At 64.6% G+C, this 16882-nt stretch carries 17 protein-coding genes; 10 read left to right on the forward strand and 7 right to left on the reverse strand.

Going from position 1 to position 16882, the window contains the following annotated elements; translation table 11 throughout:
* Window positions 1–1876: 1876 nt before the first annotated feature.
* The 5 genes from ACIBCN_RS26655 (at window position 1877) to ACIBCN_RS26675 (ending at window position 5066) form a co-directional block, all read left to right on the forward strand.
* Window positions 1877–2131: a hypothetical protein gene (locus ACIBCN_RS26655; protein WP_396994403.1), complete on the forward strand. Its 255-nt coding sequence runs from the start codon at window positions 1877–1879 to the stop codon at window positions 2129–2131.
* A gap of 426 nt (window positions 2132–2557) precedes the next feature.
* A complete protein-coding gene (locus tag ACIBCN_RS26660; protein WP_396994404.1) occupies window positions 2558–2845 on the forward strand; it encodes a hypothetical protein in 288 nt (95 codons plus the stop codon).
* Complete coding sequence (locus ACIBCN_RS26665) at window positions 2842–4239, forward strand: hypothetical protein (RefSeq protein ID WP_396994405.1); 1398 nt, start codon at window positions 2842–2844, stop codon at window positions 4237–4239. Before ACIBCN_RS26660 ends, ACIBCN_RS26665 begins: the two co-directional genes overlap by 4 nt.
* Window positions 4226–4780 (forward strand): hypothetical protein, encoded by a 555-nt coding sequence (locus ACIBCN_RS26670; protein WP_396994406.1) that lies wholly within the window; start codon window positions 4226–4228, stop codon window positions 4778–4780. The genes ACIBCN_RS26665 and ACIBCN_RS26670 overlap by 14 nt, the downstream gene beginning before the upstream one ends.
* A gap of 31 nt (window positions 4781–4811) precedes the next feature.
* Entirely contained in the window at window positions 4812–5066 is a 255-nt protein-coding gene (locus tag ACIBCN_RS26675) for a hypothetical protein (RefSeq protein ID WP_396994407.1), read from the forward strand.
* 108 nt (window positions 5067–5174) lie between these two features.
* Here ACIBCN_RS26675 and ACIBCN_RS26680 read toward each other — a convergent pair whose 3' ends face one another.
* A complete protein-coding gene (locus tag ACIBCN_RS26680) occupies window positions 5175–5561 on the reverse strand; it encodes a hypothetical protein (RefSeq protein ID WP_396994408.1) in 387 nt (128 codons plus the stop codon).
* Between the two features lie 257 nt (window positions 5562–5818).
* On the opposite strand from ACIBCN_RS26680, the gene ACIBCN_RS26685 reads away from it, so the two are divergent.
* On the forward strand, window positions 5819–6367 hold the full coding sequence (locus ACIBCN_RS26685) for a GNAT family N-acetyltransferase (RefSeq protein WP_396994409.1): 549 nt from the start codon (window positions 5819–5821) through the stop codon (window positions 6365–6367).
* Between the two features lie 214 nt (window positions 6368–6581).
* On the opposite strand, the gene ACIBCN_RS26690 is transcribed toward ACIBCN_RS26685, so the two are convergent.
* The 5 genes from ACIBCN_RS26690 to ACIBCN_RS26710 form a co-directional block, all read right to left on the reverse strand.
* Window positions 6582–7997, reverse strand: a complete 1416-nt coding sequence (locus ACIBCN_RS26690) for a class I adenylate-forming enzyme family protein (protein WP_396994410.1) — start codon at window positions 7995–7997, stop codon at window positions 6582–6584.
* A 137-nt stretch (window positions 7998–8134) separates the two neighbouring features.
* On the reverse strand, window positions 8135–9301 hold the full coding sequence (locus ACIBCN_RS26695) for an alpha-hydroxy-acid oxidizing protein (RefSeq protein ID WP_396994411.1): 1167 nt from the start codon (window positions 9299–9301) through the stop codon (window positions 8135–8137).
* Between the two features lie 32 nt (window positions 9302–9333).
* Window positions 9334–10941 (reverse strand): benzoylformate decarboxylase, encoded by a 1608-nt coding sequence (gene mdlC, locus ACIBCN_RS26700; protein ID WP_396994412.1) that lies wholly within the window; start codon window positions 10939–10941, stop codon window positions 9334–9336.
* 14 nt (window positions 10942–10955) lie between these two features.
* A complete protein-coding gene (locus ACIBCN_RS26705; protein ID WP_396994413.1) occupies window positions 10956–11120 on the reverse strand; it encodes a hypothetical protein in 165 nt (54 codons plus the stop codon).
* A 102-nt stretch (window positions 11121–11222) separates the two neighbouring features.
* On the reverse strand, window positions 11223–12677 hold the full coding sequence (locus ACIBCN_RS26710; protein WP_396994414.1) for an FAD-binding oxidoreductase: 1455 nt from the start codon (window positions 12675–12677) through the stop codon (window positions 11223–11225).
* Between the two features lie 170 nt (window positions 12678–12847).
* Between ACIBCN_RS26710 and ACIBCN_RS26715 the strand changes: the two genes are divergently transcribed.
* The gene (locus tag ACIBCN_RS26715) at window positions 12848–13177 is read left to right on the forward strand and encodes a thiamine pyrophosphate-dependent enzyme (RefSeq protein WP_396994790.1); all 330 of its coding nucleotides are present in this window, start codon (window positions 12848–12850) and stop codon (window positions 13175–13177) included.
* 450 nt (window positions 13178–13627) lie between these two features.
* The gene (locus ACIBCN_RS26720) at window positions 13628–14416 is read left to right on the forward strand and encodes an SDR family oxidoreductase (protein WP_396994415.1); all 789 of its coding nucleotides are present in this window, start codon (window positions 13628–13630) and stop codon (window positions 14414–14416) included.
* 199 nt (window positions 14417–14615) lie between these two features.
* Here the strand turns inward: ACIBCN_RS26720 and ACIBCN_RS26725 are convergent, their stop codons facing one another.
* Complete coding sequence (locus ACIBCN_RS26725) at window positions 14616–15362, reverse strand: GNAT family N-acetyltransferase (protein WP_396994791.1); 747 nt, start codon at window positions 15360–15362, stop codon at window positions 14616–14618.
* Window positions 15363–15612: 250 nt separating this feature from the next.
* Between ACIBCN_RS26725 and ACIBCN_RS26730 the strand changes: the two genes are divergently transcribed.
* A complete protein-coding gene (locus tag ACIBCN_RS26730) occupies window positions 15613–16098 on the forward strand; it encodes a GNAT family N-acetyltransferase (protein ID WP_396994416.1) in 486 nt (161 codons plus the stop codon).
* A gap of 273 nt (window positions 16099–16371) precedes the next feature.
* A complete protein-coding gene (locus tag ACIBCN_RS26735; RefSeq protein WP_396994417.1) occupies window positions 16372–16746 on the forward strand; it encodes a hypothetical protein in 375 nt (124 codons plus the stop codon).
* Window positions 16747–16882: the final 136 nt, after the last annotated feature.

Genomic DNA, 16882 nt, shown 5'->3' on the forward strand with positions numbered 1-16882 from the left:
GGGCGTTTCGGTTGCGATCACCCCGGGACAAGCCTCTACCGTTACTCATGAACGTCCTCCTGCCGCGATGGGACAACAAGCCCGACTAGCGCATCGGGAGGACGTTCGCTCGTCCAGACCGAGACGCAGAACGTCTTTCTATGCCGCTGCGCGGGCGTCCAATGCGGACGGTCTGTGGCCAACAGCCGATCTCGCGAACGTCTGCTACTGCCGAATTGAGGGCGTTCGTCCGACGGTCTCAGTCTGTGCTGGAGACTTCGGCGGAACGGGTGGCCTGGCGGACCAACGGGTGCAGGTGCCCCCACCGCCTGCTGGCTGGCGCTCCCGGGTCGCTCACAACCCCGAGCAGCACGGTCTCAGCTTGGTCCAGATTATCGATCTGAAATCGAGACGCATCCGCTGGTGCCTGGTGAGCAGGACACTGCCGACGGACCTCGACGTGGCCCAAACTGGCTCACGGCTGCTGCCCGGCGAACGCCCGGTCCCGAACGAACTGGTGACGTTGCGTCGCCGAAACCTGGTTCGCGTTCCCGTAACTGCACTCGCCTGGATATAACTGGTCTACTCCGATTTTCCTCGGAGAAGGGCGATCTAGCCTCTCGTGGCCCTTCTGAATCTACCCGACTGCCCAGTTTGAACGGGACATATTCGGCGAATCAAGCCTCCGAATCCACTGTTGCCCAACGCGCTAGCGTTGTAGCGTCCTGCTATGGACGCGTTAGGCGTCGCGGAATACGCGGCTTTAGGTGGGGTCGCAGCGCTCGCGGCAGCAGTATTCGAGCTGTTCGACTACTCCCGCAGGGTGGGACGGTGGCCTTGGCGGAGCAACGACGACACTACCGCAGCCCAGAGCTCGCATCCCACGCTTACATTCTGGCTGTGCAGCAACGTCATTCTGCGAATAACGGCTGCGATGATGGTCGTCGGACTCCAGGCCGGTGTTGGCTGGCTGTCCGGCCTGGGCGCTGCGGTCGTTATTGGGGCGGGGAGTACCTTCGCCCTCAGCGGCGTATCGGGCACAAAGAATTTGGGTCACGTCGAGGTCGACGTACCCGAGCAGAACACGCCACAACAGGCAGTTCCTACGCCGCGGATAGCTTCCGACCCAGCTCTCCCTGCTCTAGCCGAGGAGGACCGGTGAACTCAATCATCGAGACGTGGCAACGCCCCGCTGGGCGAAGTGTGAACCGACGCGCGACATTTCTGGACCGAGTAGCCGCTGCGATGTCAAACAGGAGCCTGCCTGTCGCCGAAACCAGCTTCGACGACAAACCGATGGTTGGGCCGGTAGTGACAGACATCGAGAGTCCTTCTCCGCCAGCCTCGCCCGAACCGCCGGAGTCCAATTTCGACTCAAGCTGCGCAACAAGGCCAAACACTGAGGAGCCGGGTCAGCCGCTCTTGATCAAGGACGTCATCCCGCCTCCTCGGCAAGGGCCCGGATTTGCCGCCAAACAGCCCCGCAGAGCACGTCAAAACACCCGGTCCTTGCCTCGGATACCACTGCCAGACCCCACGGAACTGTTGTCACGATCGATGCTTTCCCTCGTGCCTGCGGTGGTTCGTATAGTGATGCGCATGATCCGAAACATCACTCGTTGATGCGAATTCATGCCGCACCGAACAACCCGGTCTGATCCCGATTCTTCACCGAGGCTGAGATGCCGTATATCAGTCTCAGTTCCGAGCTTGCGCAGATCGCTGACAAACCAGCCTTCCCCATGCCTGGCGCGATGGTCGTGGTGAACGCACTCAATTGCCGCGCGGTGCGCGCGCTGGGTTCCGATCATCGAGTGATCGCGCGCACCGTGGAGGATGGCTACCGACCTACGCCAACGACGGCGGTCATCCCGTCGAGCTGAATGTGCCGCAAAACATGGTGCGCAACAACCGCTTTCAATTCCTGGTGCTCTACACCGCCGGTCCTGACGCCCGTGCCGCGGCGGTCGCGGACGTCGCCGTCGCCGTCCGCGACGGCGCCCTGCCGGTCGGTGAGGAGCACGGCCTGCCCCTGATCCGCTTTCCCTTGCACCGCGTCGCGGATGCCCACCGGGCAGTCGAGGGCGGCGTGGTCGGCAAGGTCTTGGTCGACATCCCGTCGCCACCGCCTCCCGGTCTGCTCGTCACGTAGGTCGGGGCCCCGCACCCAGGCCGACGCTCTGCCGCTGCACGTGGCCGCGCCCGAAGAGAAAGGAGGACCGTCACGAAATCGGCAAGGGGCAGTTCAGCGACCGCCCGCTTGACAAGCAGCGAACTGGCACACCCGCACGCGTGCAGGAAGCCTTCCCGCAGAACGTTTTTGACGAGGAAACCGCACTCGCGTAGCCCCCTGAATCGGGGGCAAGAGGTGGGTCTCGATGAGCGATAGCATCGATGCCTACGCAATACACGAATCAATCGATAGTGCGCCCGGGGGGAGTGCTCGATGCCAGAAAAGATTCAGGGCCCTCGGCTCTGCCGCGGAACCGATTCGCGAATCGCGGATTCGGTCGCCGACGGCAAACCCGGTAGCCGGCACGGACCGTATCGGCGCGTGCAGGGATAGGGGTCACAGACGGTGAGCGGGTTCGAGGTCCAGATCAGTCAGCTACGGGAAGCGGCCAAGGCGGCAGGATCTGCTGCGGGACAGGCTATTACGGTAAACCCCGGTACCGGCTTGGATGCGATCGCGACAGCATTGCCAGGCGGGAATGCGGCAAAGAACGCGCCCACTCTGGCATCGACGTTCAATGAGCGCGCCAAGGGGTGGGCAGGCGAGATCGGCCAGTGGGACGAATCGATCACGTCGGCCGCGAAGATCTACTCCGAGAACGAGGTCGAGGCGAAAAAGGCTTTCGGGAAATGACTATCGGCTACGACGACGTCCGTAAGTGGGACGCTGGGGCGCTCGATACGTCGGCCACCAACCTGCGCGATCGGCGGGACAAACTCATCGGGCTGCAGGACGAGCTCGACGACGCCAGGCGATTGCCCGAATGGCACGGCCCCGCGAGCGAGCGTGCACGCAGTTCGCTGGGAAACACGCGGAACAACGCCGAGATCCTGATCGCGGAGCTGTCCGCCGTCGAACGCGCGCTACAGGATGTGTCGGACGACGTGTCCGCACTGAAAACGCGAGTCGCCAACAACGACGCCCTCGCCGACACCTACCAGTTCGGCATCGCCGCCAACGGCGCGATCGTGGACAACAAACCTCCCGACCCCCCACCGAAGTCGCGCACCGAGGCCGAAGACCGTGGCGAGACCCGGCGGCACCGCGAAACCATCAGGCAGCAGCTCGAGCAGGAAACCAAGGCGATACTCACCACGGCGACCAACATCGACGCCGCTCTCGCCGGGGTGATGCAACTCGCGCAGGACCGCAAGATCAGCGACCACGGAGCGACCACCCTGGACGGCGCCAGGAAGGGCGGGGAGATCGACGCCCAGGTGGCCGAGATGGAGCAGGCGCTGCGCGACGCCGGACTGCTGACCGGGCCGCCGGTGTCCGGCTACTACCGGCAATGGCTGGAAAATGCCGTGCGCCGGGGCGTTTCGCTCGACACCATCAAGCAGATCATCGCCGAACATCACATCACGCCCGAGGACTTCAAGATCCTCGACAGAATGGAAGAGATCCGCGAGGACGAGGACGGCGACGGGATCTTCAAGTCGTACTTCCTGATGCCGACCGACTTCAGCGGGGACGACGCCGCCAAAGCGGTGCGGATGACCTACATCCTGAACGCGGGCACCGACTACGGCACCGATGGCGAAAAGACCGACTTCCCACCGACTCCGTACGGATCCGCGGAACTGCGGCGGATCACCGACCGCCAACGGGAGAATTCCTGGAGCTACGACGACGATGTTGGGTTTGTGCATGGCAACGGTGGGCGGTTGGCGACCACTCCGAACGGCATGATGATGGGCTTGGGCGGGAACTTCATCCAGGACGCGTACAGCCAACACGGCGGAACGACCTGGGGCGACACGTTCATGCTGAACATCGACGACCCGAAAGATCCCGCGCAGCAAATTCGAGAGGTGGCGAGGTCGGGCTACGCGTGGTACGAGAACGACAACGGCCCCTACCGGGGGAATCTGGACATCGACCGGCTGCTGCACCACGAGGAGCGCCACTCCCGGCAATGGGCGGACGAAGGCTACACAGGCTTCCTCGCCTCCTACGCGTGGGAGCAGCTCACCGGCGGCAACGAGACCGAGGAAGACGCGGGACTTTCCGATGGCGGATACTAGGCGGCTGCGCGTCGCCTGCGCCGCACTACTTCTGGCGGTAGTGACCGCGGCGTGCGACACCAAGGCGCAGTTCGCGCCGTCGCTGCCACCGGCGGCCGGGTTCCGCGTCGATGACGGCGTCCTGAAACTGTGGACAGGCACCGTGTGCGATGGGGTCACCGGTCTGACGTTGATCTTCGACTCCGGCACTCAGCAGAGCACGGAGCAGGTGTGGACGGCGCCGCGGCCGGGGGTGCCGGTAGAGCGCATGGATCTGCTGCGGACGACCGGGCGATCCGTCCCCGACACCGGTGGATCTTTGCAGGTCCAGAAACCGCTGCCAGCGGACTACGACTGGACCAAAGCGGGCTCGCTCAACTTCTCCGTCGACGGCCCGAAGGCGTACGGTGCGAGGGTCGACGTCGCCCAGGTCCTGCGCGAGTCGGCCCGGCACCCCTCCGGAAGCTACCTGTTCGGCCAGCGCGGCTGGATGGACGCGTCGGACGTGCAACGCGAGAACCAGAAGTCGTTCCTGACCATCTGCACCCCCGACCCGAAATGATTGCGGCACAACCCAGCCCGCGGAGCCGAACATGGACACACCGGATACCACTACCCGGACAAGCGCCCCGCGGATAGCGCTCCGGTACCTCCTGCTCAGCGCGTTTGCCTGCACCACCGCGCTGATCGTGCTGCTCGTCGGCGAGGCGATGCTCAGTGCCACCGGATTGCTCTTCGATCCGCACGGCTACGGAATGTTCGCCGGAATCCTGTTCGCGGCGATCTTGACCCCGCTCGCCCTGATGCTGTGGCTGCTGTACCGATCACTACGCCGACGCGGCAATTGACCAGCGGCGCAAGGACAGCGCCGTGCGCGTTCTGCGCATTCACCGCGCCCCGATGCGGTGGAGCGCGGAGGCGCGATTTCCGTGCAGTCGACTAACCGCCGGGCCGATTCAGGCACCATCGGGGACCGGTAGGAACAGCGCCTCGAAAGGCGGATCGCCAAGCGCGACGGTGCTGTGCCCGAGCCCGTCGGTATCTGCTGCCAGCACCAGGTCTCCCGGGCCGAACACCCGTTTCTCACCGCTGCCGGTGGTTACCTCGATCGCGCCACGCACCATCACCACCCACTGTCGACGCGGCGCGGGGTGTGGCGCACTGTCGAATCCCTCGCTGCGCACGAAAAGCGCTTCCGCAGTGCTCAATTCGCTGATTGCCATCGGCGGTACGCCCGCCGCGACCGTTCGCGCTGTGAGCGCCAACTCCTCGTCGACGAACTTTGAATTCCCGTCCGGAGTGCTCTCGATTCGGGTGTACCGCACAATCTCTCGTTGACTCACGGCGATAACTCTGCAGCAGCCATGCCGCCCCGGGCGATTCCCTCGGGAGGAATAGACAACCCTGTCGCGCAGCGTCTCCGCGTGGGTCACGCCTGCTGTTCCCCGAGATCGGCCAGAAACGCACCGCCCTCGAAGATGAGCCGACCCGCCCCCGAAGGTCAACTCGCTGAAGGCATCTCAGGCCGCCGGCCAGTCACCGCCCATGCCCTGGGCGATGAGCGGTTAATCCGGTTGCCGACAGGAGGGACACTTCCGGTATGGAGATCCGCACCGAACGCCTGGTACTTCGCCGTGCCGTCCCGAACGACGCCGAGTCGATGTTCTGCTACTTGGGTGATCCGACGCTGACGACCTACTTGGCTCATCCGCCCCTCACTCTGGGGCAGACCCGAAAACGCCTCGCACGGGCGACCGCGCCGGTTGATGGTCCACGATTTGATCTCCTGCTGGCCATGACTCACCCAGACGGCACAGTTATCGGAGAGGTTCACGCGTGGAACGTGACCGAGGACGGGCTGCCCACATCGCAAGAACCGGGTGAGGTGTGGCTCGCATACGCCGTTCATCCCGCTCACCAGGGCAACGGCTATGCCACCGAAGCCGTGCGCGGGCTATTGCCGTATCTCAGATCGCGGGAAATCGCGCGAGTCTTCGCCAACATGTTCGAGGTGAACGCCGCGTCGAGGAACCTGCTGGATCGTCTCGGGTTCGAAGAACACCTGCGGTTCCCGGCCGAATTGGACAGTACCGGCAAGGGTTTGGCATCGATACGGATGGTGTTGGAGCTCGGCCTGGCGAAGTGTTGATGGACAGTTGGTTCCCCCGCCCGCCGGGCCTGCGAACCGATCGCCGCCGTCACGCTGCCGATGCTGGCGCGCTTCGCCATGCGGCCAAGCTGACTCGCGGAAGATCAACGGGCGGAGGTTATCTCGGCCACACGAACGCACGCGCATGCCGATGTCAGCGCGTTGATCAACGAGTCGATGCAGCGGTGGGATGGCTTGATCTGCGTTTGCGCGTTCATGCCATCCGCGTGGCCTGCTGATCAGGTTTGCCTTGCTCGGTCAAGGGGATGCGGTCGACTGCAACGACAGTGACGGCCACGTCGAGGTCGGCCTGCAGTGCGGTCAGCACTGCGGGCGGATCAAACGCGGCGTCGGGCTCGAGGACAACGAGAGCGCGAAATTGGTTGGTATCGGCGAAGGCTGAGGCGAGACGCACGCCGGGTTGCTGGTAGAGCAGATCTTCCACCTGGGCTGGAAAGACGTTGGCGATAATGTCGCGGCGACGGCCCAGGATGTGCAAATCGTCGTTGTCGTCGATAAAGCCGACATCTCCGGTGCTGATCCAGCCATCGGCGATGATCGCGTCGAGGTCGGGCCGCCGCCAATAGCCGCTGGCGATGTGGGGGCCAGTGACCGCGATATCGCAGGGCTCGCCGTGGTCGCCGGGGGTTCCGTCGGGGCGGGTGAACCGTACGCGGGCATCGGGCAATATCGGTCCGGCGGTGTCGAGTCGATCGGGTGTGTATTGCTCGGGGCCGAGCATGGAGACCAGTCCGGTTTCGCTACTGCCGTAGGCGTGGCAGAGGATCGGGCCCAGCCGCTCCAGAGCTACTCGGCGGGCGGTCGCGGGGGCGGCAGCGCCGAGGTGCAGAAGTCGACGCAGGCTCGATATGTCATAGCGGGACAGCTCTGGGTGGGTGGCCAAGGCGAACAGTTGCGGTTCGACCAGGAACATATTGGTGATGTGGTGGCGGGTGATCGCGGTGAGAACGAGGTCGGGATCGAACACCGGGGAAGGGGCCAGCAGGACGACCATTCCGTCGTCGGCCAGCGCGGCGTCTACGAGATTCTGGGCGAGGTAGGCCAGGGGCGTTGCCACGAGCAGCCGTGGTTGCGGATCGCTTGACGCGGCGATGACGGTTTGCTGATCGGTGTAGGTGTGGCAGCTCGCTTTCGGGCGACCGGTGGTCCCGCCGCTGAGTACCACCGAGCACACGTCGTCGCCGGAGGCCGGGCAACCGATGGCGGTGGCGGGCATATTGCGGGCCATGGCGAGCAGATCGACGCATCCGGGTGCCTCGCCGAGCGTGTAAGCGCCGGTTTGTCCCGAATTCGGCGCGCTCACCAGGACATTCGGCGCCAGGCCGGCGATAAGTTCATCGTCCGTGTGAGCTGGCACGATCGCGGCACAACCGCCGATGAGCTGGGTCGCCAACCGGACCGCGAGGACTTCAGGACTGTTCTGCGCCCGGATCACCACCAGGCAACCGAGGTCGACTCCGATCTCCCGTAACGCCGCCCCCAAGCGATAGACCAGCTCAGCCAGTTCGGCCCCAGTCACGCAGCGCTCGCCATGGACCACGACGACGTCGTCTCGACGCCCGGCACACGAATCGACCACACGCTCAACCGCAAACGTCCCTTTGCCCACCGATCGCTCCTGTTCGAGACGATGTCCATCGACAATTCCGACCGCTGGAAACTATTCCGCACTACTCCGGGCGGACCGGGCAGGCGCGCGTTGAGCATGTATTCCTGCTTGGATTCACCGGGTCGCAAGCGCTTTCGTTATGTGACTCGCTGTATGGCGTTGTTGTGCAAATCGGCGATGGTCGGGTAGCCGTCGAGGGCCATGAGCAGATCGGCCTCGGCGAGGATTGCGCGCAGGTGGTGGACGAGGGCGTCCTCGCCGCCGAGGGCCAGGGCGTAGAGGTAGGTGCGGCCGATCCCGACTGCGGTCGCGCCGAGTGCCAGCGCCTTGACGACGTCGGTGCCGCTGCGCACACCGGAGTCGAACAGCACCGGCACATCTCCGGCTGCGGCTACGACGGCGGGCAGCACGTCGAGGGTGGGGACGCCGCCGTTGGCTTGGCGGCCACCGTGATTGGAGCAGTAGATGCCGTCCACACCGAGGTCGATGGCGTGGCGGGCGTCGTCGGGATGGTTGATGCCCTTCACCAGGATCGGCAGGTCGGTGGACTCGCGGATCCAGGTGAAGTCGTCCCAGGTCAGCGAGTGACCGAAGATGCGTTCCCATTCGGCGACCGCGGCGGGTATGTCGTCTTCGGGTGCGGTGGCGAGGCGTTTGCGGAAGTGCTCGTCGGTGAAGAAGTTGGCCATGCAGTAGCCGTGTGCCTGGGGAAAGTTCGCGTGGTTCAGATCGTGGGGCCGCCAGCCGGTAACCCAGGAGTCGAGGGTGACGACGAGGCCTCGGTATCCGGCCTTTTCGGCCCGTTGGATGAAGCTGATCGCCAGGTCACGGTCTTTGGGGGTGTAGAGCTGGAACAGCCCCGGGGTGTCGCCCATCGCGGGGGCGATGTTTTCGAGCGGGTCCTGCGACAGCGTCGACTGGATCACCGGCACTCCAGTGCTGGCGGCGGCGCGGGCCACGGCGAGGTCGCCGTGGAAGTCCTGTGTGCAGATGCCCATGACCCCGACCGGCGGCAGGAAGATCGGTGTCGGCAACCGCATTCCGAACAGGTCGATCGATAGATCGCGTTCGGCGCGGCCGTTGCACATGCGCGGGACGATGCCCCATTTCTCGAATGCCGCGATATTGGCGCGTTGGGTGTGTCCGTTACCGCTGCCACTGGCCACATACGACAGCAACCAGTCCGGCATCGCCTCGGCGCCCTTGCGTTCGATGCTCTCGGCGTCGAGCGGATACCGCGGCAGCGTTCCCTTGGTTCCCGCCTGATAGATCTCGGCGGAGAAATCGGCGAACTGTTTCGTCATCGCTTGCAACCCTTCGTGGTTTGGGGTGGCAATCAGTGGAATACCGTGCTCGGTTCGTCGGTGATCTGCACCTGGATCAGGTGCGGGCCGGGTGTGCCGAAGGCCTGTTCGAGGGCATCGGCGAGATCGCTGGGGGTGCCCACCGTGCGTGCCGGAACGCCGTAACCGGTGGCGATGGCCACGAAGTCGATGCCCGGCAGATCCAGGCCCGGCAGTCGTTGCGCGCCCAGCAAGGTTCCGTAGTCCTTCAAGACTCGGTACGCGCCGTTGTGCACGATCAGGTAGGTGATGTCGAGGTGGTGCTGGGCGGCGCTCCACAGGCCGGAGATGCTGTAGTTGGCCGAGCCGTCCCCGATCATGGCGACCACCGGCCGATCCGGTCGGGCCAAGGCGACCCCGACGGCGGCGGGCAGGCCGTAGCCCAGGGCACTGGCCGCGGCGCAGAAGAAGCTGTCCGGCCGGGTGATCGGCATCGTGTCCCACCACGCCCCCAGCGAGGGTGTCTCGTAGACCCAGGCCGTGTCGTCGGGGTGGTTGTCGGCGAGGACCTGGAGGAACTGGGCCTCGCTGACCGTACCGGTGCCGGTATCCGAAAGGTCTACGCGGGCAGGGCGTTTCATTGGCGCGGGCAGCGGTCGCGTGGTCCTCACCCAGTCGGCGAGCCGGGCCAGCGCCTCGGCGGGGTCGCCGACGATGGCCGATCCGAGCGGTGCGCGTGCCGCCTGATCGGGGTCGGGTGTCACGAGGACGAGGTCGGTTCCCTCGCGCAGATACCGGCCCGGTTCCCACGCGTGATACGGCAGCACCGCGCCGCCCACCCAAACGACAAAATCATAGGGCGCCAACTGATCTCGGACCTGCGCCACCGTCGCACCCAAAGTGCCCTGATAACAGGGGTGGTCGGTGGGGAAGGAGATGCGCGGGTATTCGTAGGTACCGAATTTGACCGGCAGCCCGGCTTTTTCGGCCAGCGCGATCGCGACGTCCCAGCCGCCGTAGGCGTCCACGTCCGGTCCGAGAACCAGCACCGGGTTCTCGGCCTGGTCGAGTCGCTGGGCCAGCTCCCGCAGGGCCGCGCGTTCGGCCACGGGCCATCCGGCGATGTGGCGTCCCAACAGGTACGGCAGGTTGTCGGTGTCGGCCTGCTCGTCCCAATCCGACAGCGGCACAGACACATATACCGGCCCGGTCGGCGCAGTCGTGGCGAGGCCGATCGCGCGTGCCAGCACGGCCGGAACCGCCTGGGGCGAGGGCGCCTCGAAGCTCCACTTGACCAGCGGCCGCGGCAGGGTGGTCGCGTCGTGGTTGGTGAGCATGCCCTGCAGCGTGATCAACGGGCGGAACTGCTGGCCGCTGATCAGGATCAGCGGGGTGCCTGCCTGCCAGGAGTTCACCAGGTTGCCCATCGCCTGGCCCACACCGGCGGCGGAATGGAGACTGACCAGCGCCGGTGTGCCGGTGGCTTGGGCGTATCCGTCGGCCATCGCCAGTCCCGCGCCCTCCTGCAGGGCGAGGATGTAGCGGAAATCCTCCGGAAACCCTTGCAGGAACGGCAGCTCGTTCGAGCCCGGATTACCGAAGAACGTGGTGACACCCAGCGAACGCAGGACCTCGTAGGAGGCGTCTCGTACCGTCGTCATGCCGCATTCCTTCCTCAGCGTATCTGGCGTTCCAGGGCGAAGACGAATGATTCGTAGTGACCGCCGATGCCGTATTCGAGACCGACCTCGCAGGTGCGGTTGTTGCACAGGTAGGCGTCGAATTGCTGGTCGGCCAGTTCGGCGGCCTCATCGTGGGTGGCGGCCTCGGTGAGTTGCATGATCAGAGGCGCTCGGGAGCTCCGACCGTCGCTGCACGCCTGCCACCGGAACTTCTCTCCCTACGCGAGAGGAAGGCATGTGCAGTCCGTCACTATGCGGGGTCAATCGAGCGGGATGCTCAGCTTGTGGTGAAAGACGTTGTCGGGGTCGTACTTTCGCTTGACATCCCGCAGTCTGGGCAGGTGCTGACCGTAGTAGCTGTCGAACAGGTCGCGGCCGTGGTCGGCTTCCTCGAGATCGTCATCACCGATGTAACCACCGCTGGTGTAGGGGTAGAAGATCTCGTACGCCGTATGCATCCACGCGTCGCGGTCCTCGCCGATCTTCACCATGGTGGTGATGTCACCGGCGTCTTCGAGCATGACCCAGCTGGACATGCCCATCAGCCACCGACAGCCGCGATTCTTGACGGCGGTGGCGTCGACCGGGAGACCGGAATTCGGGTCGAGCGCGAGGATCTGAACACGGACACAGTCGACGGGCTGGGCGACGGCGTGCGCAGCCAAGGCGTCGATGAACTCCTCGGTAAACGGTTCGGGTACAAACCCGGCCTTGATCTTCATCCGCCGCAGGTGTTCGCGGCGTTCGCGCCGGATATCGGACAGATCGGGGTAGAACGGCGCCGACGTATCCTCCAGGCCCTGCTGGCGCATGGTCTCCAGGTAGTCCATCGGCTCCATGACGTATTCTGTTGCGGGTGGCAGCTTTTCGCGCATGTCGGCGATGAATGCGTCGCGTTCGGCGGGTGTCTCACTGGCCAGACAGCCGAGAATCTCGAGGTTTCCCCTCCAGATCACGACCATCGGGTTGACCTTCAGCGGCGCGTTGAGGCAGTAGCCCTGCATGGCCGTGAAGATCGGCGCGAATGTGGCGGCTTCGGTCATCCGATATTTGATCGAGAAGTTCGCCGGTGCCGCTGGCGCCTTGCTCAGCCGCAGGGTCAATCGGGTTATCACACCGAACGAGCCGGTGCCGCTGCCGCGGATCGCCCAGAACAAGTCCGAATGCGTGTGCTCGTCGGCGATCACCACGGTGCCGTCGGCGAGGACCATTTCGACCTGCACCAGGCGATCGGTGAGGTTGCCGAAGGTGCGCCCATAATGCCCGTAACCGCCGCACTGGACTTGCCCAGCAACACCCACGGCGACGCAATAACCGCCGGGCACCATGAGACCGGCTTGGTTCCAAGCTTCCCGGGTGAGGTCACCGAACAGCGTGCCACCACCAATCGTCGCGGTCAGTCGATCGGAGTCGATAGTGATGTCCTTCATTTCGACCATGTCGATCACCACCGCACGTCCGCCTTTTCCGCCCAGGCTCCCGCCCTCGAACGAATGCCCACCGGAGCGGATCGCCAACTGCGCGACCCCCGCCTCCCGGGCGCATCGAATGATGCCCTGGACATCCTCGGCGCTGCGCGGGGCGAGAACGCCGACGGGCTGCGGTTGCGCGAGATAATTCCAGGTCGCGGTAGCGTCTCCGAATGTCGGATCGCCGGGGAACGAGGTTTCCAGCGACGGAAGACGATCGTTTACCAAAGCCTTGAAGCCGACCATGCGAGCTTCGCCTCTCGGTTCCCGCTGCACACAATCGCAGCGTCAACAATGTTTGCCAAAGAATAACTCTTGTGTGGTAACGCATTGCGCAAGACGGCCACGACGTCATTCGCCGGATCGACAGTAGGGCTAGCTGCGCGGTCGAACTACCGGGCCTTGATCTGCCCGGCATCGACTTCGCCGAGATCGCCACCGGCTACGGCATCTCGGCGTGCACCGTCGGTACCCCCAGCGACCTCGCCGACGCGCTCGAACAAGCCTTCGGCACAACCGGCCCGCACCTGATCCGGGTCCCGAGTTCGGCCTGTTCGGCGGCCGTGAGTTCGATTCGATTGCCAGGCGGAATTCGACGTATCGGTTGCCCACGGCCTGTCGTACACCGGCTGCATATGTTCTGTCACAACATCTTTCGGAGGGAAGCGCCCAGAAACCCGCAACATCAAAGGGCCTCCCACTCCGACCGTCCAGCCGCGCGGCCCCAGCTGGCTAGCTTCAGGTGAAGTATCCGCTATGCCGCATGGCGCGCGGTTCGACGCAACCACGCGGTGGCCCCGGAAGATCAGCGGGCCGAGATCACCTCGGCGCGCTGCACGCACCATATTGCCGAGTTGAGGGCGTTCAAGGTGGCAGGTTCTTCGGCGTTACGCATGGTTGCCGATGGGGCGCCTGATCGCTGAGACGAGACCTACTGCGAAGCAAGAACATTCGCGACTACGGGGCGGTAGTGCCGAGTGACTTCACTCATAGCGGCAAGCCGTAGCCGCCGCCCCGGGTCAGACCCGCCATGCCGACCTCGTCCATTTTCGACACTACGTCAATTTTATCTATCGGAGTGTAGATTGTGCGGCATGACTGATCGACCCGCATGGTGCACACCGATCTCGCCCAACCCCGGCTAGCGACCGTTGCAGTGCGCAGATTTTTGACCTGTAGTTCAAGATAGGAATCTCATGGATCTCGAATTGACCGGCAAGACCGCCGTCGTTACCGGCGCCGGCCGTGGCATCGGGCTTGCGATTGCGCAGGCACTGACCGACGAGGGCGTCCTCGTAGTCGGAGGTGCTCGAACGATCACACCGGAACTCGAAAAGGCCACCGTCGCAGCGGTGTCCGCCGATCTTGCCACACCGGAGGGCGTGACCGCCCTGATGGACGCGGCGCTCGCCGAACTGGGCGGGATCGACATCCTGATCAACAATGTCGGCAGCGTGGACGCGGACAGAATCGATCTCGGCGGATTTCTCGATATCACCGACGACCTATGGCGGCACACGCTCGACCGCAATCTGTTCAGCGCGATCTGGGCCAGCCGGGCCGCACTGCCGAGCCTGCTGGAGCGACGCGGCGCGATCGTCACCATCTCCTCGATCAACGCCCGCTGGCCGTCGAGCGGGCCGGTCGGCTACAGCGAGGCGAAGGCAGCACTGACCGCGTTCGGCAAGCGACTCAGTGAGGAGTTCGGGCCGCGTGGCGTGCGCGTCAACACCGTCTCCCCGGGTGTGGTCGGCACCCGGGTGTGGCGGGATCCGAAGCATTTGGGCGGCCAGCTCGCCGCGGCCAACGGCGCCACCCACGAGGACTTCCTGGCGGCCCTGCCCCAGCAGATCGCCATGGCCTCCGACCGAATCACCGAGCCCGAGGAGGTGGCCGCCCTGGTCACCTTCCTGGTCTCCGGCAAGGCCACCAACATCATCGGCGCGGACTACATCATCGACGGCGGGACGGTGAAGACCATCTGAGCCGATTCGGCGGATCGCCCGCAGTGAAGTGTGCGGCGATCCGCCCGTCCGGTTTGTCCCGCGCGGCTTCGCCTGGTGCCCGATTGTCAACCGAATTCGAGCACGTAGCCGTTGGCCGCCAACCGCCTCACGAACGTCTTTCCATGCCGCTGGGCGCGCGTTGGTCGGTGGTCCGAACTGGGTTGGCTGGCAGAACTTTCTACGGTGTGCGAATGTCTTGATGGGTCGCGCTGAGCCGCATTTGGATCTGCTCTTCGACGACCTCGTAGCCCAACCGCTGGTAGATGCCGTTGCTCGTGGGATTCGACCTCTCGGTGAACAGGAGGACCTCACGGTTTCCTGCCTCCAACGCGACTTGCGACACGTGGTGCGTCACCGCGGCCGCGTAGCCATGTCCGCGATGTTCCGGTGGGGTTGCCACCAGTCCGACCCGCACGATGCCGGCAACACTGCGCGAGAGCGAGGCGACCGATACCGGCTGTCCGTCGACCTCCCACAACCAGAAGCCGTTGTAGGACAGCCGCTCACCGACCTCATCGAACGGCACCGAGGTGTCCTCATATGCGAATACCTTGGTGAAATCCTCGAGCACCTCCCGGTCGGAATGCTGAGCAAGCCGGGCCCGCCCGGCTGTCGTGCGGGGCGCCACCAGCCCACTCAACCGGTAGAGAAGCTGGTGGTCAACGGCTTCGGATCCGCGCTGCGCGGCCTCGGCGAAGGCCCGCACGACATCGACCGGGCCGTTGACGTAATCGACTTTTCGACCCTCGTTGTTCAGTACCGCGACCAGCTCGGCCGCATCGGCAGCGGCAAGTCCGAACAAGCCCAGTGGGGCCGGCCGGGAATGCAGAATCGCTGCGCCAACCTGACCGTCGCGCGATAACCAGCCGAACAGCGGCGGATTCGGATGCCTTGGCGCATTACCAGCGGCAATGGTCGCGCTCACGGTCAACGCGACATTGTGTTCGGCAGGACGGGACCGCAGAAAATCTCCAGCTGCCCCCAGATACTGCTCAACATCTTCGGTGAATCTCCAGCCCATGCACCTATGCTGCCGAAACGAGCCATGAGGCGCATCCCAATTGATTGCGAGTCTCCCACGCCGGCAACCGATGGCAGCCTCGAGCGAAGCTGGTTCCCAGCTGCGGCGACAAATGAGTGGTATCTGCTTTGGTGTCCGAGATAGTTTGTGACCCATGCGGATTCGCGAACTCACCCCTGCTGACTGGCCGCAGGTCTGGCCCATCGTTCGTGACATCGTAAGGGCTGGTGAGACGTTCGCCTACGACCCGGTGATGACCGAGCAACAGGCCCACGACATGTGGGTGCTGCGACCGCCCGCGATCACTGTCGTAGCCGTAACCGATGATCGGGTGACGGGTACCGCCAACGCGTATGCCAATCGGCCGGGACCCGGCGCACACGTGTCGACCGCCAGCTTCATGGTCTCCGCAGCGGAGCGTGGCAAGGGCGTCGGTACTGCCCTGTGCCGGTTCGTAATGGAGTGGGCCAAGGAACACGACTTCGTCGGCATGCAGTTCAATGCTGTTGCGGAATCCAATCATCGGGCCGTTGACCTCTACATGCGCCTGGGGTTCGAAATCATAGGAACCGTGCCCGGAGCGTTTCACCACTCCACGCTCGGCCGAGTCGGTCTGCACGTCATGTACTGCGAATTCTGAGTCCGCGAAGCGGGCAGCGGACGGGTGCGTCCGGCCAGCCCGGTCCGATCAGATAACAACGCACTGGCATACCGAGGAGGAGGATTAGTAGGGCAAGACAGTGTCCTTGGCCATCGCACCCACCCTTCGCTCCCCGCGTAAACCGGCTCCGCCCGGTCGGCGCCGCGGCGATTCCCGCGTCGCGCGGCAGGCATTGCCATCGCGGCGTTGGTACTCGCCGGAGCGAGCACTGTCGCAATCGACATGATGGGGGCGAGCCCACAGGCATTCGCCGTGGTCCGCAACGACGACGGGTCGGTCACGGTGTCGATCTCGGACATGCGTGCGATCGATGCGACCAACGCGAAGCTGTCCGACATGGGCATTCGGGCGAAGGTCTTGCCCATGGGAAAAGACTGCCCAGAACTGGACGAGAGCACCGTACTGCCCGCCGCACAGCAAATCGCCTCGCATTTCACACTGCCCGAAAGCCATCCCGACGGATCAGTCACGTTGCAGCCCAGCGCCGCCCCGCCGGGGTACCTCATGCTGCTGGGCCTCGCGGGGATGCCGGGCGGGAAAGGCATCGGACTGTCGTTCACCGCTCCAGTACGCGCTCCAGGGCCGCATTGCCTGTATCTGCCAGGAACCTTGGAACCGATCCGCTGATCACCACCACCGCTTTCCTTTGCTATGAACATAGACATTGATGGCTCACCGGGGCCGCCCGATGACCTGGTCTGTTCCGGCGCGGTTGATGTTGGAACGCAATCGATCTCGAGTTTCTAGAGCTTGAGCATGGGAC

It is taken from the genome of Nocardia sp. NPDC051052, assembly GCF_044456045.1.
Lineage (GTDB): Bacteria > Actinomycetota > Actinomycetes > Mycobacteriales > Mycobacteriaceae > Nocardia.